The organism is Paenibacillus sp. FSL R5-0744 (assembly GCF_037972555.1).
Taxonomy (GTDB): Bacteria; Bacillota; Bacilli; order Paenibacillales; family Paenibacillaceae; genus Paenibacillus_AQ.
Genome location: NZ_CP150228.1, coordinates 6,124,519 through 6,146,365, shown reverse-complemented (window position 1 = coordinate 6,146,365; position 21,847 = coordinate 6,124,519). Strand labels below are relative to the sequence as shown.

General features: G+C 46.5%; 26 protein-coding genes, 14 tRNA genes and 3 rRNA genes. 41 read left to right on the top strand and 2 right to left on the bottom strand.

Going from position 1 to position 21,847, the window contains the following annotated elements; genetic code table 11:
• Positions 1-108 precede the first annotated feature (108 nt).
• The 17 genes from rrf (MKY19_RS27270) (at position 109) to MKY19_RS27190 (ending at position 4,795) form a co-directional block, all read left to right on the top strand.
• Positions 109-225, top strand: a 5S ribosomal RNA gene (gene rrf, locus MKY19_RS27270).
• A gap of 36 nt (positions 226-261) precedes the next feature.
• Positions 262-338: transfer RNA gene (locus MKY19_RS27265), tRNA-Ile, on the top strand.
• 20 nt (positions 339-358) lie between these two features.
• Positions 359-434: transfer RNA gene (locus MKY19_RS27260), tRNA-Ala, on the top strand.
• Between the two features lie 140 nt (positions 435-574).
• Positions 575-3,503, top strand: a 23S ribosomal RNA gene (locus tag MKY19_RS27255).
• A gap of 75 nt (positions 3,504-3,578) precedes the next feature.
• Positions 3,579-3,695, top strand: a 5S ribosomal RNA gene (gene rrf / locus MKY19_RS27250).
• A 6-nt stretch (positions 3,696-3,701) separates the two neighbouring features.
• Positions 3,702-3,777 (top strand) — tRNA-Asn (locus tag MKY19_RS27245).
• Between the two features lies 1 nt (position 3,778).
• Positions 3,779-3,854 (top strand) — tRNA-Thr (locus tag MKY19_RS27240).
• 11 nt (positions 3,855-3,865) lie between these two features.
• A tRNA-Glu gene (locus MKY19_RS27235) sits at positions 3,866-3,940 on the top strand.
• A gap of 40 nt (positions 3,941-3,980) precedes the next feature.
• Positions 3,981-4,056, top strand: a tRNA-Val gene (locus MKY19_RS27230).
• 43 nt (positions 4,057-4,099) lie between these two features.
• Positions 4,100-4,174 (top strand) — tRNA-Gln (locus MKY19_RS27225).
• Positions 4,175-4,179: 5 nt separating this feature from the next.
• A tRNA-Lys gene (locus MKY19_RS27220) sits at positions 4,180-4,252 on the top strand.
• A 15-nt stretch (positions 4,253-4,267) separates the two neighbouring features.
• Positions 4,268-4,351 (top strand) — tRNA-Leu (locus MKY19_RS27215).
• Between the two features lie 6 nt (positions 4,352-4,357).
• Positions 4,358-4,432: transfer RNA gene (locus tag MKY19_RS27210), tRNA-Gly, on the top strand.
• An 8-nt stretch (positions 4,433-4,440) separates the two neighbouring features.
• Positions 4,441-4,517, top strand: a tRNA-Arg gene (locus MKY19_RS27205).
• A gap of 31 nt (positions 4,518-4,548) precedes the next feature.
• A tRNA-Pro gene (locus MKY19_RS27200) sits at positions 4,549-4,622 on the top strand.
• Between the two features lie 11 nt (positions 4,623-4,633).
• Positions 4,634-4,707 (top strand) — tRNA-Gly (locus tag MKY19_RS27195).
• Positions 4,708-4,721: 14 nt separating this feature from the next.
• A tRNA-Pro gene (locus MKY19_RS27190) sits at positions 4,722-4,795 on the top strand.
• Positions 4,796-4,896: 101 nt separating this feature from the next.
• Here the strand turns inward: MKY19_RS27190 and MKY19_RS27185 are convergent.
• Together MKY19_RS27185 and MKY19_RS27180 are read right to left on the bottom strand one after the other, a co-directional pair.
• Positions 4,897-5,310: an ImmA/IrrE family metallo-endopeptidase gene (locus MKY19_RS27185; protein WP_042194594.1), complete on the bottom strand. Its 414-nt coding sequence runs from the start codon at positions 5,308-5,310 to the stop codon at positions 4,897-4,899.
• Between the two features lie 31 nt (positions 5,311-5,341).
• Complete coding sequence (locus MKY19_RS27180) at positions 5,342-5,770, bottom strand: transcriptional regulator (RefSeq protein ID WP_042192135.1); 429 nt, start codon at positions 5,768-5,770, stop codon at positions 5,342-5,344.
• 284 nt (positions 5,771-6,054) lie between these two features.
• On the opposite strand from MKY19_RS27180, the gene MKY19_RS27175 reads away from it, so the two are divergent.
• From MKY19_RS27175 to MKY19_RS27060, 24 genes are all read left to right on the top strand, one after another.
• On the top strand, positions 6,055-6,552 hold the full coding sequence (locus tag MKY19_RS27175) for an ArpU family phage packaging/lysis transcriptional regulator (protein WP_143764102.1): 498 nt from the start codon (positions 6,055-6,057) through the stop codon (positions 6,550-6,552).
• A 423-nt stretch (positions 6,553-6,975) separates the two neighbouring features.
• On the top strand, positions 6,976-7,389 hold the full coding sequence (locus MKY19_RS27170) for a DUF6838 family protein (RefSeq protein WP_339798867.1): 414 nt from the start codon (positions 6,976-6,978) through the stop codon (positions 7,387-7,389).
• Positions 7,386-7,565 carry a hypothetical protein gene (locus MKY19_RS27165; RefSeq protein WP_076285581.1) on the top strand — a complete coding sequence of 60 codons (180 nt, stop codon included), beginning with the start codon at positions 7,386-7,388 and terminating at the stop codon, positions 7,563-7,565. The genes MKY19_RS27170 and MKY19_RS27165 overlap by 4 nt, the downstream gene beginning before the upstream one ends.
• On the top strand, positions 7,565-8,887 hold the full coding sequence (locus MKY19_RS27160; RefSeq protein ID WP_339798863.1) for a phage tail sheath family protein: 1,323 nt from the start codon (positions 7,565-7,567) through the stop codon (positions 8,885-8,887). Before MKY19_RS27165 ends, MKY19_RS27160 begins: the two co-directional genes overlap by 1 nt.
• A 1-nt stretch (position 8,888) precedes the next feature.
• A complete protein-coding gene (locus MKY19_RS27155) occupies positions 8,889-9,359 on the top strand; it encodes a phage tail tube protein (protein WP_076285579.1) in 471 nt (156 codons plus the stop codon).
• 113 nt (positions 9,360-9,472) lie between these two features.
• Entirely contained in the window at positions 9,473-9,895 is a 423-nt protein-coding gene (locus tag MKY19_RS27150) for a phage portal protein (RefSeq protein ID WP_042131197.1), read from the top strand.
• Between the two features lie 26 nt (positions 9,896-9,921).
• Positions 9,922-10,074, top strand: a complete 153-nt coding sequence (locus MKY19_RS27145) for a hypothetical protein (protein WP_179085817.1) — start codon at positions 9,922-9,924, stop codon at positions 10,072-10,074.
• A gap of 11 nt (positions 10,075-10,085) precedes the next feature.
• Positions 10,086-12,110, top strand: a complete 2,025-nt coding sequence (locus tag MKY19_RS27140) for a hypothetical protein (RefSeq protein WP_339798859.1) — start codon at positions 10,086-10,088, stop codon at positions 12,108-12,110.
• Between the two features lies 1 nt (position 12,111).
• A complete protein-coding gene (locus MKY19_RS27135) occupies positions 12,112-12,864 on the top strand; it encodes a LysM peptidoglycan-binding domain-containing protein (RefSeq protein WP_339798856.1) in 753 nt (250 codons plus the stop codon).
• Between the two features lie 9 nt (positions 12,865-12,873).
• Positions 12,874-13,836 carry a hypothetical protein gene (locus tag MKY19_RS27130; protein ID WP_339798853.1) on the top strand — a complete coding sequence of 321 codons (963 nt, stop codon included), beginning with the start codon at positions 12,874-12,876 and terminating at the stop codon, positions 13,834-13,836.
• A gap of 5 nt (positions 13,837-13,841) precedes the next feature.
• A complete protein-coding gene (locus tag MKY19_RS27125; protein WP_076301021.1) occupies positions 13,842-14,138 on the top strand; it encodes a DUF2577 domain-containing protein in 297 nt (98 codons plus the stop codon).
• Positions 14,135-14,566 (top strand): DUF2634 domain-containing protein, encoded by a 432-nt coding sequence (locus MKY19_RS27120; RefSeq protein WP_339798850.1) that lies wholly within the window; start codon positions 14,135-14,137, stop codon positions 14,564-14,566. The genes MKY19_RS27125 and MKY19_RS27120 overlap by 4 nt, the downstream gene beginning before the upstream one ends.
• On the top strand, positions 14,559-15,617 hold the full coding sequence (locus tag MKY19_RS27115) for a baseplate J/gp47 family protein (protein WP_339798847.1): 1,059 nt from the start codon (positions 14,559-14,561) through the stop codon (positions 15,615-15,617). The genes MKY19_RS27120 and MKY19_RS27115 overlap by 8 nt, the downstream gene beginning before the upstream one ends.
• Position 15,618: 1 nt before the next feature.
• Positions 15,619-16,032, top strand: coding sequence for a phosphoglucomutase (locus tag MKY19_RS27110; RefSeq protein WP_339798844.1), 414 nt, complete (start codon positions 15,619-15,621; stop codon positions 16,030-16,032).
• 1 nt (position 16,033) lies between these two features.
• Positions 16,034-17,056: a DUF2793 domain-containing protein gene (locus MKY19_RS27105; RefSeq protein ID WP_339798841.1), complete on the top strand. Its 1,023-nt coding sequence runs from the start codon at positions 16,034-16,036 to the stop codon at positions 17,054-17,056.
• A gap of 11 nt (positions 17,057-17,067) precedes the next feature.
• Positions 17,068-17,403 carry a hypothetical protein gene (locus tag MKY19_RS27100; protein ID WP_076300996.1) on the top strand — a complete coding sequence of 112 codons (336 nt, stop codon included), beginning with the start codon at positions 17,068-17,070 and terminating at the stop codon, positions 17,401-17,403.
• Positions 17,404-17,406: 3 nt separating this feature from the next.
• Positions 17,407-18,018, top strand: coding sequence for a putative phage tail protein (locus MKY19_RS27095; RefSeq protein WP_339798837.1), 612 nt, complete (start codon positions 17,407-17,409; stop codon positions 18,016-18,018).
• A gap of 11 nt (positions 18,019-18,029) precedes the next feature.
• Positions 18,030-19,514: a hypothetical protein gene (locus tag MKY19_RS27090; RefSeq protein WP_339798834.1), complete on the top strand. Its 1,485-nt coding sequence runs from the start codon at positions 18,030-18,032 to the stop codon at positions 19,512-19,514.
• Between the two features lie 14 nt (positions 19,515-19,528).
• On the top strand, positions 19,529-19,972 hold the full coding sequence (locus tag MKY19_RS27085) for an XkdW family protein (RefSeq protein WP_339267383.1): 444 nt from the start codon (positions 19,529-19,531) through the stop codon (positions 19,970-19,972).
• A gap of 23 nt (positions 19,973-19,995) precedes the next feature.
• On the top strand, positions 19,996-20,214 hold the full coding sequence (locus MKY19_RS27080) for a hypothetical protein (RefSeq protein ID WP_339798830.1): 219 nt from the start codon (positions 19,996-19,998) through the stop codon (positions 20,212-20,214).
• 94 nt (positions 20,215-20,308) lie between these two features.
• Entirely contained in the window at positions 20,309-20,590 is a 282-nt protein-coding gene (locus MKY19_RS27075) for a hypothetical protein (RefSeq protein WP_076301001.1), read from the top strand.
• A gap of 2 nt (positions 20,591-20,592) precedes the next feature.
• Entirely contained in the window at positions 20,593-20,793 is a 201-nt protein-coding gene (locus tag MKY19_RS27070; protein WP_036681274.1) for a hypothetical protein, read from the top strand.
• Complete coding sequence (locus tag MKY19_RS27065; protein ID WP_339798825.1) at positions 20,762-21,175, top strand: hypothetical protein; 414 nt, start codon at positions 20,762-20,764, stop codon at positions 21,173-21,175. Before MKY19_RS27070 ends, MKY19_RS27065 begins: the two co-directional genes overlap by 32 nt.
• Positions 21,147-21,839: a M15 family metallopeptidase gene (locus MKY19_RS27060; RefSeq protein WP_339798822.1), complete on the top strand. Its 693-nt coding sequence runs from the start codon at positions 21,147-21,149 to the stop codon at positions 21,837-21,839. The genes MKY19_RS27065 and MKY19_RS27060 overlap by 29 nt, the downstream gene beginning before the upstream one ends.
• The last annotated feature ends 8 nt before the right edge of the window (positions 21,840-21,847 follow it).

Here is a 21,847-nt window from a genome sequence, read left to right as displayed (position 1 = left end):
TCTGCAATGAAGACATTCAAATCGGAAGTTAAACTTCCATTATAGAACCTTCGGGTTCGAACACTCACTCGTGTTCAGTTTTGAAAGAGTAAGTCTCTTTCATATACGTTTGGTGGCGATAGCGGAGGGGTTCCACACGTACCCATCCCGAACACGACCGTTAAGCCCTCCAGCGCCGATGGTACTTGGACCGAAGGGTCCTGGGAGAGTAGGACGCCGCCAAGCGGACAACCATTCTTTGGTTGATTCACAATGTTATATGGGCTTTTAGCTCAGTTGGTTAGAGCGCACCTCTGATAAGGGTGAGGTCGGTGGTTCGAGTCCACCAAGGCCCACCATATAACTTTATATCTTTTATGGGGCCATAGCTCAGCTGGGAGAGCGCCTGCCTTGCAAGCAGGAGGTCAGCGGTTCGATCCCGCTTGGCTCCACCATAATTTTTAATTCAATACCTTCTTTAAACATTGATCCTTGAAAACTGGATACCGAAACGAATTTGCGTTTTAGAACATCTTTTAGCAACTTGTGTAAACAAGTAAATGTTATTAGTGAGATTTTTCTTAGGAAAAATCAAGGTTAAGCTAATAAGAGCACACGGAGGATGCCTAGGCGCCAGGAGCCGACGAAGGACGTGGCGAACAACGAAACTGCCTCGGGGAGCTGTAAGCAAGCTTTGATCCGGGGGTGTCCGAATGGGGAAACCCAGCTGTGGTAATTCGCAGTTACTCATCTCTGAACACATAGGAGATGTAGAGGCAGACCAGGGGAACTGAAACATCTAAGTACCCTGAGGAAGAGAAAACAATAGTGATTCCGTCAGTAGCGGCGAGCGAACGCGGAACAGCCTAAACCTAAGAGCTTGCTCTTAGGGGTTGTGGGACGTCTCACATGGAGTTACAAAGGAATATGGTAGGCGAAGAGGTCTGGAAAGGCCCGCGATAGAGGTAAAAGCCCTGTAGCCTAAACTGTGTTCTCTCCGAGACGGATCCCGAGTAGTGCGGGGCACGTGAAACCCCGTATGAATCCAGCAGGACCATCTGCTAAGGCTAAATACTACCTGGCGACCGATAGTGAAACAGTACCGTGAGGGAAAGGTGAAAAGCACCCCGGAAGGGGAGTGAAATAGAACCTGAAACCGTGTGCTTACAAAAAGTCAGAGCCCGATCTATGGGTGATGGCGTGCCTTTTGTAGAATGAACCGGCGAGTTACGTTTAACATGCAAGGTTAAGTCGAGAAGACGGAGCCGCAGCGAAAGCGAGTCTGAATAGGGCGACTTAGTATGTGGACGTAGACCCGAAACCGTGTGATCTACCCCTGTCCAGGGTGAAGGTGCGGTAACACGCACTGGAGGCCCGAACCCACGCATGTTGAAAAATGCGGGGATGAGGTGGGGGTAGCGGAGAAATTCCAATCGAACTCGGAGATAGCTGGTTCTCCCCGAAATAGCTTTAGGGCTAGCCTCGGTATAAGAGTAGTGGAGGTAGAGCACTGATTGGGTGCGGGGTCCGCAAGGATTACCAAGCTCAGTCAAACTCCGAATGCCATATACTTATTGCCGGGAGTCAGACAGTGAGTGCTAAGATCCATTGTCAAAAGGGAAACAGCCCAGACCATCAGCTAAGGTCCCCAAGTGTGTGTTAAGTGGGAAAGGATGTGGAGTTGCACAGACAACCAGGATGTTGGCTTAGAAGCAGCCACCATTGAAAGAGTGCGTAATAGCTCACTGGTCGAGTGACTCTGCGCCGAAAATGTAACGGGGCTAAACACACCACCGAAGCTATGGCTAGATACGTATGTATCTGGGGTAGGGGAGCGTTGTATGTGGGTTGAAGGTGTACCGTAAGGAGCGCTGGACAGCATACAAGTGAGAATGCCGGTATGAGTAACGAAAAGATCAGTGAGAATCTGATCCGCCGAAAGCCCAAGGTTTCCTGAGGAAGGCTCGTCCGCTCAGGGTAAGTCGGGACCTAAGGCGAGGCCGAAAGGCGTAGTCGAAGGACAACAGTTTGAAATTACTGTACCACCGTAATCCGCTATGAGCGATGGGGTGACGCAGGAGGGTAGTGACGCGGACTGATGGATATGTCCGTCTAAGCAGTGAGGCTGATGTGTAGGCAAATCCGCACATCATTAAGGCTGGGCTGTGATGGGGAGCGAAAATTACAGTAGCGAAGGTCATGATCTCACACTGCCAAGAAAAGCCTCTAGCCAGGAGAAGGTGCCCGTACCGCAAACCGACACAGGTAGGCGAGAAGAGAATTCTAAGGCGCGCGGAAGAACTCTCGTTAAGGAACTCGGCAAAATGACCCCGTAACTTCGGGAGAAGGGGTGCCCCGGTAGTGTGAATAGCACGAGGGGGCCGCAGTGAAAAGGCCCAAGCGACTGTTTAGCAAAAACACAGGTCTGTGCGAAGCCGCAAGGCGAAGTATACGGGCTGACGCCTGCCCGGTGCTGGAAGGTTAAGGGGAGTGGTTAGGGGTAACCCGAAGCTATGAACCGAAGCCCCAGTAAACGGCGGCCGTAACTATAACGGTCCTAAGGTAGCGAAATTCCTTGTCAGGTAAATTCTGACCCGCACGAATGGCGTAACGACTTGGGCGCTGTCTCAACGAGAGATCCGGTGAAATTTTAATACCTGTGAAGATGCAGGTTACCCGCGACAAGACGGAAAGACCCCATGGAGCTTTACTGCAGCTTGATATTGAATTTGGGTACGATCTGTACAGGATAGGTGGGAGCCGTAGAAATCGGAGCGCAAGCTTCGGTGGAGGCGCCGTTGGGATACCACCCTGATCGTATCTAGGTTCTAACCTAGTACCCTTACCGGGTACGGGGACCGTGTCAGGCGGGCAGTTTGACTGGGGCGGTCGCCTCCTAAAGAGTAACGGAGGCGTTCCAAGGTTCCCTCAGAATGGTTGGAAATCATTCGAAGAGTGCAAAGGCATAAGGGAGCTTGACTGCGAGACCTACAAGTCGAGCAGGGACGAAAGTCGGACTTAGTGATCCGGTGGTACCGCATGGAAGGGCCATCGCTCAACGGATAAAAGCTACCCTGGGGATAACAGGCTTATCTCCCCCAAGAGTCCACATCGACGGGGAGGTTTGGCACCTCGATGTCGGCTCATCGCATCCTGGGGCTGAAGTAGGTCCCAAGGGTTGGGCTGTTCGCCCATTAAAGCGGTACGCGAGCTGGGTTCAGAACGTCGTGAGACAGTTCGGTCCCTATCTGTCGTGGGCGCAGGAAATTTGAGAGGAGCTGTCCTTAGTACGAGAGGACCGGGATGGACGTACCGCTGGTGCACCAGTTGTTTCGCCAGAAGCATGGCTGGGTAGCTACGTACGGACGGGATAAGCGCTGAAAGCATCTAAGCGTGAAGCCCCCCTCAAGATGAGATTTCCCAATTAGTAAGACCCCTTGAAGACGACGAGGTAGATAGGTTGGAGGTGGAAGTGCAGTAATGCATGGAGCTGACCAATACTAATCGGTCGAGGGCTTATCCTATACTTAGAACGCAAATTCGATTCGGATTCAGTTTTCAGGCGACTCAAGCCTGAGCATTTACGATGTAAATGCCCGTTTGGTGGCGATAGCGGAGGGGTTCCACGCGTACCCATCCCGAACACGACCGTTAAGCCCTCCAGCGCCGATGGTACTTGGACCGAAGGGTCCTGGGAGAGTAGGACGTTGCCAAGCGGATATTCCCTGATAGCTCAGTTGGTAGAGCACTCGACTGTTAATCGAGTTGTCACAGGTTCGAGTCCTGTTCGGGGAGCCATGCTCTCATAGCTCAGCAGGTAGAGTGCTTCCATGGTAAGGAAGAGGTCACCGGTTCGAATCCGGTTGAGAGCTCCACAGATTTGCAAGGCCCGTTGGTCAAGGGGTTAAGACACCTCCCTTTCACGGAGGTAACATGGGTTCGAATCCCATACGGGTCACCAACTTTTACTTGTACTTACCCTTAGAGGGTCCCATAGATATGGAGGCTTAGCTCAGCTGGGAGAGCATCTGCCTTACAAGCAGAGGGTCGGGGGTTCGATCCCCTCAGCCTCCACCATAATCTTCCTGAGAGATTATGGGCAACATAGAGGTACCATCAATGGGGATTAGCCAAGTGGTAAGGCAACGGACTTTGACTCCGTCACTCATAGGTTCGAATCCTATATCCCCAGCCAAGTGCGAGCCATTAGCTCAGTTGGTAGAGCACCTGACTTTTAATCAGGGTGTCGAAGGTTCGAGTCCTTCATGGCTCACTTTTATTATTACATGCGCGTGTGGCGGAATGGCAGACGCACCAGACTTAGGATCTGGCGTTTCACGACGTGGGGGTTCAAGTCCCTTCACGCGCACCACTTATTGCGGACGTGGCTCAGCGGTAGAGCATCGCCTTGCCAAGGCGAGGGTCGCGGGTTCGATTCCCGTCGTCCGCTCCATAATTTTTGCGCCCTTAGCTCAGCTGGATAGAGCGTTTGACTACGAATCAAAAGGCCGGGAGTTCGAATCTCTCAGGGCGCGCCATTTTTTTTATTAAGCAATTATAGTATTTTAACGGGATGTAGCTCAGCTTGGTAGAGCACCTGGTTTGGGACCAGGGGGTCGCATGTTCAAATCGTGTCATCCCGATTTTCACCTTTGCGGGTGTAGTTCAATGGTAGAACTTCAGCCTTCCAAGCTGATAGCGTGGGTTCGATTCCCATCACCCGCTCCATAATTTTATAGTAACGGGATGTAGCTCAGCTTGGTAGAGCACCTGGTTTGGGACCAGGGGGTCGCATGTTCAAATCGTGTCATCCCGATACTCAGCTTAATTGCTCTTAGAAAGCTCTTACTTCGGTAAGAGCTTTTTTTGTTATGTATAGAATTAAAACACGCATAAATTCATATATCATATGTTCTATCATTCTTCCAAAAGAAACTGTACTTCTGGCGGAATGCCAATCCGTAGATAATAGCTTTTACAGGATTCTTCTTGCTCAGGATTACTGCCTGTGGATAGTAGCTTTACAGCAAAGACATTAGCTTGACGTTCAAGCTTCCCAGGAGAGAAGTAGGAGCTTTCCTCTAGAAAAAAGCGGTTAATCCCCTTATGAAGACGATCATGTCCTAATTCATGCGCACAAACGAAGCGCTGCCACTCAACTGGCAACTCATTATGAATGACGATAAATCTTCTTCTTAGTTTTCGGTAATATAATCCCTTTGTGCCTGTCCCAAGGTTCATGAAGCGAATATGAATACCTAGCGCTGAGGCCAGCTCGAACGGACAGTTGGTTTTATATTTTTTAATCAGATTATTGATCAGTTCATCCATATTCTTCACCTGCAGCATGTTAGTGTTGTTATTAAGTGTTGTTGGATTTCTTTCTCTTGTTCATCTGTTTGGCTTCCCAGAATAAGCCGGTCAGTACATCTTTTATCCTCTGTTTGTCATCCTTGTCTAGTGGAATCCCATCAAACATCAGCTCTCCATCATCCTCCAGCATTTTACGGAAGTCACGTTTGTCCTTGCTTGTAGCCCACTCTGGGACAATCTCTTCGCTTGGAAGAGCCTGTTCCTGCAAATACCCCGCTTGATCCATTAGCTCCTCGTACGGGACTCCTGTAGCCTCTGCTATTTTGCGTAATGTAGTCGGCTTAGGAACTCCTCTTAGACCATTTTCAATCCGTGAAATCTGTGATCCGCTAATGCCTGCTGCTGCTGCCAATTGATTAATAGTAAGTCCCTTAGTTTCGCGAAGTTGCTTCATATAATCCCCAAAATCCTGTTTCATCTCAACCACTCCTTATAGACTGAAGCTTATGTTATTAATATAAGCCATTTTTGCCAATTGGTAAACAACAAAGCGTATATTATTGCCAAAAGGCAAGATAATGGAGGGAAAGCTATCCTTTTTCGCCCAAAACAGACTCAAACGGGATTTTACGAGATTGGTAGAGAAGTGGTATATTATAGAAAAATACGAACATAATACGAACACTTTTATATTTTAGCACATTGCTTAGGAAACTTCCGCAATTTAATCTCATTCTGTTAAAACCTAAAGGAGTGCATAAAATGATGAACTTATCTGCTTTACCGGAGCTAGACCGTCGCCGAACCCAGGTCGCTATAGAGAGCATGTTGGAGAAATACCGTATTTTTAAGACCGTTACATTTGAGGCTAAGGAAGCCAGTACTACTTATTCGTATACAGAAAGATTTCATGGTCCTACGAATACTGTTACTGATCAGACTGCTGCGATAGCTTCATATAATGTGGATATACCGGCTGCCAGGAGGGCTTTTTGCTCGGCGATAGACTCTGTGGTAGAAAGACTCGATACGAGGGAACAGCAATTAGTAAGAGAGCGTTATATGAAAAGAGACGAAACGTACGATTATACGATTTACAATCAGGTGTTTGATCCACCGGTAAGTAAGGATACTTACGTGAAGATACGTTCGAAGGCTTTTTATAAGATGGCTTTGGCTTTAACGGATCTCGGTCTACTGTCCCTTAACACTTTAATAACAGCGCCCAGAGTGAAGAAAGAGAAGGTTAGTATTACTTAAGAGATATAGACGGTTACTAAAGACTGTGTCGTCCGAGCGGATGATGCGGTCTTTTTTTATTGATTTTATGTTCCTCCGAAAAACCGCTCTATACCATCCCAAAGCTAGCTTAAACCTCGTCGGTATACCGTCTCTGCAAGGCAAATAGGGGTGTATATTTATAACATGGCAAATGAAGCAAAAAGAACACCGCAAGAGCATGAATGCTCTGCTAATAGTTCAACCCTAGTGGTGATGAGAACAAATCTAGCGGTGAAAGATTCTTTTGGCATTGGCCTAGTGTAGAAGGGTATTATCCAACATCGGATAGTATCCTTTTTGTTCTTAATTTTAGTAGAGGGGGGTCTTCTTAATGTTAATGCAATTGAAGGTTAACACCATCAAGGATCGGCGAACCGCCGCAGTTCAGAAAGGAATGGAGTGATGTCGGTACAACAATTACGAGAACACATTACCAGTGCGCTGGAGAGGTACTTTCCAGATGTGCCTGTATATGTGGAGGGGGAGAAACCTCAGACGGCTTATTTTTATCCCGGACTGATCTCAACGACTCTGGATCGGCAGCGGGAAGGCCGATATTTAGCGGTCTATCGCTTCGGTATCCGTTATGAACAAGGCAGTCTGCTAGAAGCCGAAAGAATGGCTGATAAGCTAAGCGAGGCAATGGCAGGGATGGAGCAAGAAGGTGGTTCTTTTCGTGTAGTTAGGCAGGCCTGGGAAGCTGGGGCTGTGGGACATGGACCGCTTTTTACGACGGACTATATGGTGTATTTGCAAAGTGAGAAGCCTGACCCCATTAAGATGGGACATATGATAGGAGGAGAAAGACTGAAATGAGCACAAAGGTGAGTAATGGAGATCGTTTTGGTAAAGAGCAGATTGTGAATTCATCGCTTTTTACGGCTAAGGAAAAGGATGTGCTGAACGTTATTTTGCACGATGACAAAAGTTATACGATCGAAGAAGCGAAGCAATCTATGGGATTGTTTATTAATAAGGAGGTTTTGAACTAATGGCAGGCGGAACATGGACAACTCAAAACAAAGTGCGCCCAGGGGTGTACGTAAATGTAGCATCGAATCAAGGTGCCATCGGCAAAATGGGAGAACGCGGGATTACTGCTTTGGCACTTGCCTTATCATGGGGAGAACCTGGAGTGATCATGGAGATTACCCCGCAGGACGACGTGAATAAGCTGCTAGGTTATGATTTGGAACATCTAACATTACTGCCAGTACGCGAAGCGCTGAAACGTGCGGGAACGTTACTGCTCTATCGATTGAATGAAGGGGTTAAAGCGGCAGTTACGAATAGTGGTCTGCAAGTAACGGCTAAATACGGCGGTGTACGCGGAAACGATCTTTCTGTTGTTATTGAAAAGAATATTGAGAATAATGCTCTTTTTGATGTAAAGACACTGCTGAATGGAACTGAACTGAATAAACAAACGGTTGGAACGGCTGAAGAGTTGGTCGCTAACGATTATGTACAATTCCAGAAAAATGGTGCAGAAGGCTTGAAGCTAACCGCAGGGATGCCGCTTATTGGCGGAGCTAATGGTACGGTGACAAATGGTGCGCATAGCGATTTCTTGTCTGCTCTTGAGGTGCTTGAGTTCCAAACGGTTGGACTAGTATCACAGGATAGTACGCTTAAGGCGCTGTATAGCTCTTGGGTGAGAAGACTGCGGGATACGGAAGGTAAGAAAGTGCAGGCTGTACTATCGGATTATGCTACTGCGGGTCATGAGGGTGTGATCAGCGTGAAGAATGGGGTAGTACTGAGTGACGGAACTAGGATTGATAACAACAATGCTGTTGCTTGGGTGGCCGGTGCTACGGCTGCTGCTGAGGTGAATCAATCACTGACTTATCAGGGATATGACGACTCCGTTGACGCTGATGTGCGGCTTAGCCATTCTGAGACGACTGCAGCTTTGCTGCGAGGTGAATTGCTCTTTACTTACAGTGGAGGGCGAGCTGTGGTGGAGCAAGATATTAACACGTTTACGGCATTTTCTCCGGATAAAGGCAAAGCGTTCTCCAAAAATCGTGTGCTACGCGTGCTGGATGGGATTGCGAATGATCTGAAGCGTATTTTTGAGAACTACTACATTGGTAAGGTAGCGAATAATGAAGATGGACGGGCTCTGTTCTGGTCACAATGTGCGACTTATATGAATGATCTGCAGGATATGGGTGCGATTGAGGGCTTTAACGCGCAGACAGATGTTGTCGTTGTGGCTGGTGCGGATAGTGATAGTATCGTGCTGGATGTGGCTGTGAAACCGGTAGATTCCGTAGAAAAAGTATATATGAAAGTGAAGGTGGTTTAAGATGGCATTTTTAAAAGCTAGTGATACGATTTCCGGCCAGGAGGGCCGTGCGTATGCCGTGATTGGTACGCAAGCTGAAGAGATGTTCTATGTGAAGACGCTTGAAGCTACGGTAGAAAAAACAAAGGCAGAGGTGAAGACTCTAGGCCGCCGTGGTGTTCAGCATAAAGCGACTGGATGGTCGGGCAGCGGTTCGATGACGATTTTTTATATGACTAGCCGTTTCCGCCAGATGATGCTCGATTATATGAATACAGGTGTCGATCAATATTTCGATATTGAGGTTACGAATGAAGACCCATCGTCCAGTGTGGGAGCACAACGCATTATTTTAAAAGGCGTGAACCTTGATAGTGTCATCATGGCTTCTCTTGATACAGAATCAGATGCGCTGGAAGAAGAAGTGAGCTTTACCTTTGAAGACGTGCAGATTGTGCAAGCATTTGGCGCTCCCGCCGGCTCCGGAAAATAATAAAGACAACTAGATAGGAGCAAGTAAGGCCCGGGCGTGCAGGTGAGCGGCGGGTCTCTTCTCTGTCTAGTTAGTAGTACTAGAAGAAACTAAATCATTTTAGGAGGAAGACAATGAGTGAATTAAGTTTGTTTTTTGCGCAAAATGTAGCATGTGACACGACCGAGGAGTTTGTAGTATCGCAGCGGTTTAAGGATAAGGAAGGAAACGCAGTTGCCTGGAAGCTACGCAGTATGAACGAGGATGAGAATCAGGAATGCCGTAAAGCAGCTACTCGTAAGGTCAAAGGTAAGAACGGAGTGTATACCTCCGAGATTGAACCGAATGATTATATGGCTAAGCTTATGACCTCAAGTGTGGTGCATCCAGATCTGAAAAATGCTGAGCTACAACGTTCTTATGGTGTTCTTGGTGCCGAAACGCTGCTGCGTAAAATGCTGCTTCCAGGTGAATTTGCGGCACTGGGTGAACGGGTACAGGCCTTGAATGGCTTCGGTACAGATATGAACGAGCTGGTGGATGAAGTAAAAAACTAATCAACGAGGGCGACAGCGAAGCCAACTTGGCTTACTACGCCCTCCACGAGCTGCATATTTTACCGCATGAGCTGATGAAGCTGTCTTCGCGCGAACGTGCCGCAATCTATGCGATGATTTCTGTTCGGGTGGAGAAGGAGAAGCGGGATCAGGCACGGAGTAAGGCGAGGAAGAGATAGGGGGTGAATGAATGGCAGGTATGCAAAACAATATAGCTGGAATCCAGCAAGTCTCCAATCAATGGATTAATGATATAACCAATCAAATTACAACTCAGGTTTCTGCAAATATTTCAAATTCCTTTTCCGCAACCTTAAACCGAATCAGTATGAAAATAGTCAATAAGCCCGTGTACAACATCACTAACAATTACAGTGCAGCTTATACCAGGATTCAAGCTTCTATTGGAGGCGCAGTACAGGCTCAGGAGAGACTGAACGATGCGGCAGAACAAGGAGCAGCAGGTGCTGAGCAGCAGGCGGGTACATGGGAAAAGATCACCGGTGCTTTTGGGAAAGCCAAAGGTGTACTGGAAAAAGTTAAAGGAGTTATGGAAAAGGTGCTTGCGCCTGCAGCTGAACAGCAAAAATGGGAGGATCTTTTTAAAGCGAAAACCGGAAATGCTGATGTTGGTGTGGCAATGTTTGATAAGTTCAAGAAGAGGGCACTAGATACCGGACAGGATGTAAACAAGTCCATGGAAAGTGTCTTGTCGTTTTATCCTAAAACTCAAAATACGGATCAGTTAGATAAGCTTATGGATTATTCCACAAGGCTAAGCATGATGTCTCCGGAGGGTAAAGATATTGGTGATACTTCATCGGCGATTACTTCTGCTTTTGAGGGGGATTCTAGTGATTTAGCATCCATGCTTCAGGTGGATAAAGAGGATCTGGGTGGACTTGATCTAGTGGCCGGAACGGGCAATATGGAAGCCTTTTTGAGTACTTTGGGAGATATTATGACAACGTCAGGGATGACGAGTGATTCGCTACAAACCATGATGGATTCACCTGTTAATCAATGGCAAGCTCTTCTTGGAAACTATAACAACTCTCTGGCTGGTATGGGAGAAGGTGCTCTTGCGGCATTGTCACCACTATTAGGCATTCTTAACCAGGCATTTTCAGATGGAAGCTTTCAGCCAATTATCGATGGGATAGCGATTGGACTGGCGATACTTGCACAAGTATTCTCGCAGGTCGTACAAGGTGCATTGTATCTCTGGAGTGTTCTTAGCAACCCTGTTGTTTTGCCGATTGTTTTGGGTGTTGTTGCTGGAGTTATTGCCTTAGCAATCGCGATGAATGCCTCAACAATTGCAACTAGAATTTCATCTATTGCTACCGGAATTGCTACCGCAGCCCAAGGCATTTTCAACGCTGTGATGAGTGCTAATCCAATTGCACTTGTAATAGGGCTTATAGTTGCACTTATAGTAGCATTTTTAGGGATTGTGGCAGCCCTTCAGCCTGTGAGGGACTTTTTGGCGAATATGTTCAGGGGACTGGGACAGCTCGTTGCAGAATTTGTGGGCTTTGTTATCGATCTTTGGACCGGATTTGTTAATGGTATTATTGGCGCTGTGAACTTTTTGCTAGATAGTATAAATAAAGTAGTTGGAGCTGTTGGCAAATTTATTGGTATAGAGTCGGAGATCAATCTTCATATTGAAGAGGTTGATAGCAGTCAATTCAAAAAGGATTTGCAAATGGACATTGGATCTTCTTTTAATTCAGGGGCAGAAAAAATCCAGAATTTTGATATCAATAAGTTTAAAGAAAAATTAAATGTAGGTGGAAATAAGAGTAATAACACCACATTAAATCAGTGGAATACTACCCATTCAGGGGATTTGTCAAAACCTTTGCAAACGCCTACCGTGCCTGAAATTCCAGTAGTTCCTACGATGAATACACCTTCAGCTACGGGTTCTTTTCAAAATGCAGGAACTCCAGGTAATCTAAACACCGTAAACCGCGTGAAGCAACTCGACTCCATCAACGACACTGTAGACATCTCTAGCGATGATCTGAAAATGCTGCGTGAGCTAGCGGAGATTCAGGCGATCCAGAATTTTGTGGAGCTTACGCCGACGGTGCAGGTGACGACCGGGAATATTAATAATGCCGGAGACATTGATACGATTATCAACAAGATCGGGCAAAAGCTGAACGAGGAGTTTGTCTCTACAGCACAGGGGGTGTATACGTAACGTGGAAGAGTACGGGATTTTTCTTGGTTTTAATAATCAGGCGGAAGCATTCCGGCTGCCAGTCAACCCGGAGACCTTAGAGATCAAAGAGAGCGGGGATGGAAAAAGCTATACCATTATAGATTTGGGTGAAATCAATACGATTGCTTATCCGAAGCTTACGGAGATTACAATTGAAAGTATTTTTCCGGCACAAAAGTATCCGTTCGTATTGGTGCAAGAAGACGGGTTGAAGAGACCTTTTGAATATGTGGAGCTGATTAAGAAGTGGATGACTAGTCGCAGACCTATTCGTTTTGTATTCTCTGGGGTGAGTTATGCTGATGACTTGAAAAAAGCTGATGGGATGCTAAACAACCCTCAGAAATGGTTAAAGGAATCATCGACTAGTGAGGATAAATCCATAGAAATTGATTTCGGTGTGAACATGGCTATGAGTATTGAAGGTTTCTCTTGGAAGCTCAGTGCGGGTACATCAGGGGATATTGAATATTCTTTATCTCTCAAAAAGTATGTATTCTATCAAGCGGTAGCAGTTAAGGTTGTCAAAGATGAAGTGAAGGTAGAACAGAAGCGGGCTAATGAAAAGCCCAAACCTAAAACGTATATCATGAAATCTAAAGACAATCTATGGAAAATAGCTAAAGAAATTCTTGGAGATGGCAAAAGGTGTGGAGAAATCCAGAAACTTAATGGCATTAAAGATAGTGAGCTGAGGAAGCTTCCAATCGGTAAGGTCATTAAGCTACCGTAGGAGGCTGTTATGGAGCTACTTGTAAAGAATAAGGAAGGACATTTATGGGATATTTCAGGTATCGTCTCCGATATTACATGGAAAACTGCTCGTTCAGGCAAACCATCAACGCTAGAGTTAGCACTTGTGGACAGTGGTATCTATCAGCATCCCAAGTTTAGCATCAGCAACGGTGATATTATTCAGTTCAGTAAAGATAATGTGGATGTATTCTACGGGTTTGTGTTCAGCATTGATACAGGCTCGGATCAGGAGATTAAGCTGACTGCTTATGATCAGATTCGTTATTTACTAGGCAATGGTAGTTATGTTTTGCAGGATGTCACGGCTAGCGATGTTATTACTAAAATAACCAAGGACTACGGCCTGAAGACAGGTGTGCTGGAGAATACAGAGTACCGAATTCCCTCATTAATTGAAGATGACAAAAAGCTGCTGGACATCATTATGGGAGCGATCGGCAGTGAGCTTCAGTATAAGGGGCGGTTGATGGCTTTTTACGATGATTTTGGCAAGCTTACACTGCGTAAACCGGAGTCTATGCTGCTTAACCTAGTGCTGGGAGCGGGGCATTATCTGTACGATTATTCGCTCAAAAAAAGTATTGATGATGATACGTACAACACCATTTTTCTATACAAGGATAACGAGAAGTCTGGTAAGCGTGATTTCTTTCCGGTTAGCGATAAGGATAATGTGAAACGCTGGGGTATCCTGCACTTGTATCAGAAGGCCGATGACAAAGCGAATGCTGCACAAATTCAGGAGAAGGCAAATAATCTGCTAAAAATGCACAACCGTGAAAAGCTTAGTCTCTCCGTACAGGCGATTGGTGATATGCGCGTAAGGGCTGGTAATTTCATTTATGTCCTGCTTGATGAATTCAAGACTCAGGTGTTTCTGGTGGATCAATGTAGTCATAAGATTTCCGGTGGGGAGCATACGATGTCCCTCGATATAAAGGTGGTGTAGAAATGATGTTGGATATTATAAAAAAAGCAAGCTTAGGAGCCGTGGGAAATACAAATCCCGTGGCTTTTTCTTATGGGACAGTAACGGAGGCAGCTCCTTTGCAGATCCAGGTGGATCAACGTTTTATTTTATCGGGGAATGCGCTAGTGCTGCCTGAATCGGTAATGGAATGTAAAGTCGAGCTAGAGGGTAGAGAAGTGGTAGTGCGTCGAGGACTTGCCTCTGGTGATCGGGTTCTGATGGTTCGGATGCAGGGTGGACAAAGCTATATTGTTCTGGATCGGCTGGTGAGTCCGATATGATTCCTGCGATTGGAAAAGCTGGACCGATAACTGCCCTTCTTGAAGGCGAGGTCAACCTTGAACGTGGGGAAAGCCCCAGTCTAACTTACCGAATGGATTGGGACAGAAAAAGGATCACTGGCCAAGTGGATGGACTTGAGGCAGTGCAGCAGGCAGCGGCCAAAATTCTGCGAACCGATAGATTTGAACATCTGATTTACAGTTCGGATTACGGAACAGAGTGGCAGCTGGTTCTGGGTAAGGATCGGCTGTTAGTCAGAGCTGAAATCAGACGTGTCATTAATGAGGCCTTACTTCAGGATGAACGAATCCTTAGCTTAGAAAATATTGAGGTTTCTTTTACCGGAGAAAACTTAACTTTTGACTGCAAGGTGGTTACACGTTACGGAAATTTTCATCTGAGAAAGGAGTGGAATGAGGATGTATGAGGATCAGACGTATGAGGCTCTTTTAGAGCGGATGCTGGACCGGGTTCCGTCAGGTCTGGATAAACGCGAGGGCAGCATTATTTATGACGCGCTCGCTCCGGCAGCAGCAGAGCTCGCGCAAATGTACATTGAGCTGGATGTGAATAATAATCTGTATTTTGCAGATACGGCGACCGGAGAGTACTTGGAGCGAAGTATATCCTGGTCAGGAATTGTTAGGCGAGAAGCGAGCAAAGCGCAACTGAAGGGGATTTTTTATAAAGCGGATGGAGGATTTGTAGATGTCCCTCTCGGAAGCCGCTTTTCACTCGATATGCTGAATTATATGGCTGTGGAGAAGCTATCTCCTGGAGTGTACCGGTTGGAGAGTGAAACCGCTGGAGAAGAAGGAAACCGATATTTTGGCTCTTTGCTGCCGGTGGATTATATTTCAGACCTCGCGCGTGGGGAAATAGCTTCCCTTCTGATCCCTGGGGAGAACTCCGAATCGGATGAATCGCTACGGCAGCGTTATTTGGATTCAGCCAGACGCCCAGCTACTAGCGGCAATAAATATCACTATATGGAGTGGGCTATGCAGGTTGTAGGGGTGGGAGGTGCACGTGTTTTTCCGTTATGGAACGGTCCTAAGACGGTGAAAGTGATTGTTGTGGATGCCGAGAAACTTCCTGCTTCTGAGCTGCTGGTGACAAAGGTTCAGCATTACATTGATCCGGTCTCTGGAGCGGGTGAGGGGCAAGCCCCCGTAGGTGCTGTTGTAACTGTGGCGTCAGCGAAGGGCAAAAGTATTAGTGTAAGCGCAAAAGTAACCCTTGCTTCAGGTTATGCGCTGCAAGCTGTAAATGAAGAATTTAAGGCGATTCTTGAGAGCTATCGCAAAGAGAAGGCTTTTTCAGCAACCTATATTAGCCAGTCTGTAATCGGTGCCCTATTGCTAGCTACTGAGGGAGTCGCAGATTACAGTGAGCTGAAGCTGAACGGTGGAGCGGGCAACGTAATGTTGAACGAAGAAGAAATACCTTTGTTCGGCAATGTTTTACTGGAGGTGTAGTATGGGGTATCCAGAGCAAATTGATATTTTTCAAGAAAAGCTTAATAAAAAAGCAAACGGTGGCAGTTATGTTATTGAAGAGAGGTTACCGCTTGTAAATGGCAAGTATAGTGGTGTGCTTGCGCATGACAACATCAATAATCAGACCATCGCGGTGTACACAGGGTCACAGTATTCCGGGATCGAGCTACGTAATTTTACGGTGTCTTTTCCGGATGAAGCGCCATGGCGGCGGTTGATTAAGATTTTTGCCGATGTGCCCGAGGTTTATGTGACTTACGAAACCCCCGGGGATACCGTTGAAGCGGATGATATTAACGGTTTGCAGGAAAGTCTTACTGCTGTTCAAACTGAAATAGAACGGTATAAGAACAAGGGTCAGATTGACGGAGGATCATTCAGAAGAGAGGTGTAAAATGGCACAGACCATACAAATAAAGCGGGGAACAAAGGCTGAGCTAACGAGTTATGGCGTGTTGAAGGCGGGTGAGCTTGGTTTTTGCAGTGATACTAAGGAAGTTTATATTGGTGACGGCACGTCTAATTCCATGGTCGGAAGGGCGCTATCGGGTCCAGAAGCTTCGCGTCCGGTTGCAGGAGCCGTTGGCCGTTTGTATTACGTGACTACGGGTACGAATAGCGGATATTTGTATTTTGATGATGGAGCAGCTTGGCGGCGGGTGAATGCGCAGAAGCTTAGCGACGTGACAGGTACCCTCGACGATATCGCTGAGGGTGCAACCTATGCGAAGGTGCTTAAAGCGGATATTAGCGCGGGGCATATCAATAAAGTATCTGATGGCACGAACGTAAAGACCGCGGCTGAGATTAAGACTCATATTGATGATGTGACCAAGCACCGGACGATCAATGATGCCGGGACTACGATTACAGATTTGTGGTCAGCGCAGAAGATTAAAAATGAAATTGAGCTGGCCAAGCATAACATCGAACCGCAAGCATCGGTAAAAGATCAGAACCTGCTGGCTCCACCTGCCAGTCCGGTTGAGGGTGATCGATATATTATTCCAGCTGGAGCAACCGGGGCATGGGTGGGGAAAACGAATCAAATCGTGGAGTACCAATCTGCTGCTTGGGTATTTTATGTTCCTGCCGTAGGCTGGACCGCTTACGTCGATGATGAGCAAAAGATCTATAGCTGGAATGGCAGCGCATGGGTACGCACGGGTGGTGCGCTACAGACCATTACAGCTGGGAACGGGCTGATTGGTGGTGGTCAGGCCGATGCTGTGACGCTGAATATTGGTGCAGGCAATGGGATCACGGTTACTGCAGACGCCATTGCGGTGACGGCTGGAAAAGGGATCTCCGTGGACGCGGTTGGTGTAGCAGTAAGTGTGGATGGAAACAGCATTGTTTACGACGCAGCGAACGGCAATAGACTTACCGTAGCCAGTATTGATGGCGGAACATTCTAGGGGGCGGGACAATGGCTCTAAAAACATTGATTCAAATACGCCGCGGCTTGGAAAGTGCGATTGGAGCACTGGCTATTGGTGAGCTTGGCTATTGTACAGACAGTGGGAAGCTATATATCGGTTCTGCTGCTGGGAATGTCTTGCTAGTTGCGGCACAAAGTACCGGGGACATGCTGAAAAGTATTTACGATACGAATAACAATGGCAAGGTGGATTTCGCGCAACAAGCGGATAGTGTAGCTTGGGCGGGGGTAGCGGGTAAACCAGCAGTGTTTCCTCCGGCGGCGCATACACATGATTATTTGCCCAAAGGCCCCCTAACCTGGAATCAACTGAAGGGGGTGTAGAGGATGAGTTACGGCAGCTCTTTATACAGCGAATTGCAATATTCGGCAGATAAAGATTCGAGCCATCCGGGTGAAGTCGAAGCGCCTGATCTAATGCAGTATTTGCCGGATTATTATAAGGATGTTCGTGAAATGGAGAAGCTTCAGGAGACCATCGGGCTAGAAATTGGTGGACTGAAGGCAGGCACTATAGATGTACTGGATCAGGCGTTTGTTGAAACGGCAACGGTAAGTCTTGGACGTTGGGAGGCTGAGCTTGGACTAAATATCGATTCATCCAAGTCATATGCCACACGCCGTGAGATGATTAAAGCGAAGTTGCGTGGAAACGGGACGACAACGCCGGAGATGATCCAGCGGACAGCGTCCGCTTTTTCAGGTGGAGTGGTTGAAGTTAAGGAAGTGCCCAATGAGTATCGTTTTGAGATTCATTTTGTAAGTACGTTGGGCATCCCTCCCAATATGGCAGGGTTGATTCAAATCATCGAAGAGATTAAACCTGCGCATTTGGCTTATGAATTTGTGTTCAGCTATACCTGGTGGGACTCTGTTAAGGCTTTGACCTGGGAGAGTGCCCACAGTAAAACATGGAACGAATTAAGAACTTATAGATAGGAGAGTGACACATGCAAACCACAGGAAATTTGGGATTAAAGAAGCCCGAGGGAACAGACATTGTTGATATCGCCGATCTGAACGGGAATATGGATATCTTGGATAATGCCGTTAATGGAAAGGTTGATAAAGTTACTGGGAAACAGCTGTCGACTAACGATTACACCGCAGCTGAGAAAACTAAGCTGGCGGGTGTTGCTACGGGAGCGAATAATTATGTGCATCCTAATCACACGGGGGATGTTACTAGTAATGGTGATGGAGTTACGGCTATTGCAGCTGGAGTGATTGTAAATGCAGACGTTAATTCTGCGGCTGGGATTGATGCTTCGAAGATTGGGACTGGCGTGGTCTCGAACGCAGAGTTTGGGTATTTGGATGGGGTGACTAGTGGGATTCAGGGGCAGTTGAATGGTAAGGCGCCGTTGGTTACTACGCCGCAGCAAACGACCGCTGATATTACTTACTATGTGCGGACCGATGGGAATGACAATAATACTGGATTGGTGAATACGGCGGGTGGGGCGTTTAGGACTATAGGGAAGGCTGTTAGCGTGATACCTCAGATTGTTAATCACGTAGTTAGCATAAAAGTTGCTATTGGTACATATCCAGAAATGGTGTACCTCGCAGGAAAAGCTGGACAAGGCACTATCTATTTAACAGCTACAGGCGCTGTTAATATTAATAACTGTTATGTAGAATTTTGCCAACGAGTTGAAGTTATTGGATTCACGGCTACTTCAACATCAGATCACGCATTTGTAGCTCAATTTGGAATCTCTGCGGTTTTCAAGAATTGTAGTGTATCAACGTCAACAACAGTTTCTGGAGGATTTATAGTAAATGCCCAGAAAGCTATTATTGAATCATGTACTACCTCAAACCGAGGAACAGCTATTGCTGCTGGCTTTGGAGCAACAGTAATTTCGAATAATAACACAGGAGCAGGCAGTGTTTACGGACTTGTGTCAGCTGGTGGAGCTTGTCTGACTTATACAGGGGCTATTCCAATTGGAAACTCGCCATTCGGTTCATACGATGGGGGAACGATAGTGAGAGGGTTTGTTATTAATACATGGGGTGACAATACACATGGACAAAGACCACACGCACGTGTAGTTCTTTCAAGCAATCAAAATCTGACAGCTGGTATTTGGACAAAAATGGCTTTCTCACATGAGATTGTTGATCAGATGGGAAATTATGATACTGTTAATAACAGATTTACAGCGTCGACCGCGGGTTTGTATGAAATTAACGTAGCTACATTGTTTACTACTGGTGGTCTTATCTGTGAGTTATATATTTTTGCAAATGGTAATGGACTAAGGCCATTAGACTATAAATACCAAAATGCATATCCGACTGGATGTGGAGGAGATTCTACAATTTATTTAAATGCCGGCGATTATGTAGAAATATTTGCTAGATCGTCTGGAGTAGATACTCTTTCTAAGGATTATAGTTTTTTTGAAATTACAAGAGTGGCATAAAGGGAGGAATAGCTATGAACAAATATCAAGCGATTATGTATTTATATCCTGAAGCTGATCCACTTCGGGATTTTACCGTTCGAGATGACGGGGGAACGCCTCGATATCTTAAAGATCTACCCATGAAGCAGTATCTGCGGGATTCAGCAGCTGAGAAAAAGCCCTCCGAATGGGTAGAGGGCATTGATTATGTATTACTCCCACAGCCGTTGGATGAATTGGTTGAAGGTACTGACTATGTGGTAGAGGAAAAAGGCCCATACATCGCCGCCTGGAACCTAGACGCACCACAACCAACAGAAGCAGAACTCGAAGCTGCATGGGAAGCCTACCTAGTAGCCGAAGCCAACAAGCCGCCAGAGTTAAGCGAGGTTGAGCAACTACGCACAGAGAATACAGCTTTGCAGAATCGGCTACAAGACGTCGAAGTCATTATGGCTGAATTACTCAGCATATAACCGAAAGGAGTTGAGTTGTAATCATGACTATGGATTCACTAACAGCCGCTAAAATCCGCTTGATGACCAATGCCTGCATCACTCGTTATGATCGTAAGGAAGGTCCGATAGAGGATATCATTTCTTCCTATAACATGCAGCCGGATAATGAGATTTTGGTTAAGGATCAGATTATCCAGAAACGATCAGATATTCATTTTGCTGAAAATGATTTGACTGAGCAAGCTTCATCAGCTAAATAATTAGCACGCATCCACACAGGAGCGTGTTTTTTTGTGCCCTCGGTGGTGCCGGGGGCTATTTTGCATCAACATCATTACAGAAAGGAGCGGACGAATGAAAGAGGGGGATATTGCGCAATTGGAGAAGCTGCTGCCGCTGGCGGATAAGTATGGGCTAGCTTATATTGTTGCGTTTATTTTGATGATTGTGCTCATGGTATTATTGCGTGCGATTGTCAAAGGGAACCTTGTACCGCGAGAACTGCTGGATCGTGCAGAGGAGGATCGGGATCGTCTGCAAGCGATTCTGGACAAGGAGCGCTCGGAGTTTATGCAGCCGACACTGGACGTCTTAAAGAAACTGAAGATTGACCATACGGAAGACAGGGGGAGTTAGGAATGCTGTCACAATGGATTCGGCGGCTGCTTCTCCCCCGGCATGTTGATAAAGAGATGGAGCTCCGCAGAGCCTCTACCAGCGTTACGCTGACCATAAGTCATTATAAAAATGTCTCGCAGGAAATTCAGGAGGAGATTGATCGCAACCGATTCGCCAAATATTTAGTTTATGATCGAGGGGATCATGATGCACATGATTGATTTTTTATTATTGTTGCTATATAGCACTACTGCAGCCTGTGGATTATTCATCATTTATCGCCACAGGCAATATTTTTACGAACGACTCCAAAAAGGTGTGGTCAGCGTGTTTATGCTGGCTATGCTTTTTTTCTTAATGGCCTATACATTCAATATGTTAATCATTCTACTATTCCGTTTGGTAGCTCTACTAGGAGTGGACTCGGCAGCATGGCTAATTTGGCTTAACTATAGCTGGGCTATCGCCCAATTCGGTACAACTGGTGGGATCATCATACTCGCAATATTGACGTGTTCCGGGAAATATGACCAATTTATTTATCTGAAAAAGAAAGACAGAAAAGAGGATCATCATGCTGACACTAATGCAGGTGAAAAATAAATCAGCCTCACGCCTAACAGGTCTACATCCCGTAGTCCGTTCCGCTGCTACTGCTCTAATCGAGCGTTGCTACAAGCTCAACATCCCCATTCTCATTACGCAGGGTCTTCGCACAATTGCCGAGCAGGATGCTCTTTATGCACAAGGACGCACTAAGCCTGGAGCGATTGTCACCAATGCGCGTGGCGGGTATAGCTACCACAATTTTGGACTAGCCGTAGATTTTGCTCTTTTGCTGCCGAATGGATCCAGTGTGTCTTGGGACATGCGCCGGGACGACAATAACAACCAAGTCGCAGATTGGCTGGAGGTTGTAAAAGAGGCCAAGGCACTTGGATTCGAATGGGGGGGCGATTGGACGAGCTTTAAGGACTATCCACATTTTCAGATGGTGTTTGGGTTAACACTCACACAGTTACGAGCAGGGGCAAAGCCCTCAATATCCGCAGTGGAGTCAGCGTATAAGGTCATCAATCGGAAGGAGGAAGAAGAATTGAAGGGTGATATTTTTGCCGTCGTAAAAGTTAACGGGGTTAAGGTTGCAGATGGAGTGCTTGAAAAAGGCATCACCTACGTTCCCGTTCGTATTATTGCGGAAGCGCTAGGCGCACAGGTGGGGTATGATTCCGCGACTCGAACGGTTGAGATTACAAGTACTCACTAAGGAGGTAT

Excerpts from the sequence above, each read along its gene's own strand:
- MKY19_RS27185 (WP_042194594.1), bottom strand. The coding sequence starts at position 5,310 with ATGGATGAACTGATCAATAATCTGATTAAAAAATATAAAACCAACTGT.
- MKY19_RS27180 (WP_042192135.1), bottom strand. The coding sequence starts at position 5,770 with ATGAAACAGGATTTTGGGGATTATATGAAGCAACTTCGCGAAACTAAG.
- MKY19_RS27175 (WP_143764102.1), top strand. The coding sequence starts at position 6,055 with ATGATGAACTTATCTGCTTTACCGGAGCTAGACCGTCGCCGAACCCAG.
- MKY19_RS27170 (WP_339798867.1), top strand. The coding sequence starts at position 6,976 with ATGTCGGTACAACAATTACGAGAACACATTACCAGTGCGCTGGAGAGG.
- MKY19_RS27165 (WP_076285581.1), top strand. The coding sequence starts at position 7,386 with ATGAGCACAAAGGTGAGTAATGGAGATCGTTTTGGTAAAGAGCAGATT.
- MKY19_RS27160 (WP_339798863.1), top strand. The coding sequence starts at position 7,565 with ATGGCAGGCGGAACATGGACAACTCAAAACAAAGTGCGCCCAGGGGTG.
- MKY19_RS27155 (WP_076285579.1), top strand. The coding sequence starts at position 8,889 with ATGGCATTTTTAAAAGCTAGTGATACGATTTCCGGCCAGGAGGGCCGT.
- MKY19_RS27150 (WP_042131197.1), top strand. The coding sequence starts at position 9,473 with ATGAGTGAATTAAGTTTGTTTTTTGCGCAAAATGTAGCATGTGACACG.
- MKY19_RS27140 (WP_339798859.1), top strand. The coding sequence starts at position 10,086 with ATGGCAGGTATGCAAAACAATATAGCTGGAATCCAGCAAGTCTCCAAT.
- MKY19_RS27130 (WP_339798853.1), top strand. The coding sequence starts at position 12,874 with ATGGAGCTACTTGTAAAGAATAAGGAAGGACATTTATGGGATATTTCA.
- MKY19_RS27125 (WP_076301021.1), top strand. The coding sequence starts at position 13,842 with ATGTTGGATATTATAAAAAAAGCAAGCTTAGGAGCCGTGGGAAATACA.
- MKY19_RS27120 (WP_339798850.1), top strand. The coding sequence starts at position 14,135 with ATGATTCCTGCGATTGGAAAAGCTGGACCGATAACTGCCCTTCTTGAA.
- MKY19_RS27115 (WP_339798847.1), top strand. The coding sequence starts at position 14,559 with ATGTATGAGGATCAGACGTATGAGGCTCTTTTAGAGCGGATGCTGGAC.
- MKY19_RS27110 (WP_339798844.1), top strand. The coding sequence starts at position 15,619 with ATGGGGTATCCAGAGCAAATTGATATTTTTCAAGAAAAGCTTAATAAA.
- MKY19_RS27105 (WP_339798841.1), top strand. The coding sequence starts at position 16,034 with ATGGCACAGACCATACAAATAAAGCGGGGAACAAAGGCTGAGCTAACG.
- MKY19_RS27100 (WP_076300996.1), top strand. The coding sequence starts at position 17,068 with ATGGCTCTAAAAACATTGATTCAAATACGCCGCGGCTTGGAAAGTGCG.
- MKY19_RS27095 (WP_339798837.1), top strand. The coding sequence starts at position 17,407 with ATGAGTTACGGCAGCTCTTTATACAGCGAATTGCAATATTCGGCAGAT.
- MKY19_RS27090 (WP_339798834.1), top strand. The coding sequence starts at position 18,030 with ATGCAAACCACAGGAAATTTGGGATTAAAGAAGCCCGAGGGAACAGAC.
- MKY19_RS27085 (WP_339267383.1), top strand. The coding sequence starts at position 19,529 with ATGAACAAATATCAAGCGATTATGTATTTATATCCTGAAGCTGATCCA.
- MKY19_RS27080 (WP_339798830.1), top strand. The coding sequence starts at position 19,996 with ATGACTATGGATTCACTAACAGCCGCTAAAATCCGCTTGATGACCAAT.
- MKY19_RS27075 (WP_076301001.1), top strand. The coding sequence starts at position 20,309 with ATGAAAGAGGGGGATATTGCGCAATTGGAGAAGCTGCTGCCGCTGGCG.
- MKY19_RS27070 (WP_036681274.1), top strand. The coding sequence starts at position 20,593 with ATGCTGTCACAATGGATTCGGCGGCTGCTTCTCCCCCGGCATGTTGAT.
- MKY19_RS27065 (WP_339798825.1), top strand. The coding sequence starts at position 20,762 with ATGATCGAGGGGATCATGATGCACATGATTGATTTTTTATTATTGTTG.
- MKY19_RS27060 (WP_339798822.1), top strand. The coding sequence starts at position 21,147 with ATGCTGACACTAATGCAGGTGAAAAATAAATCAGCCTCACGCCTAACA.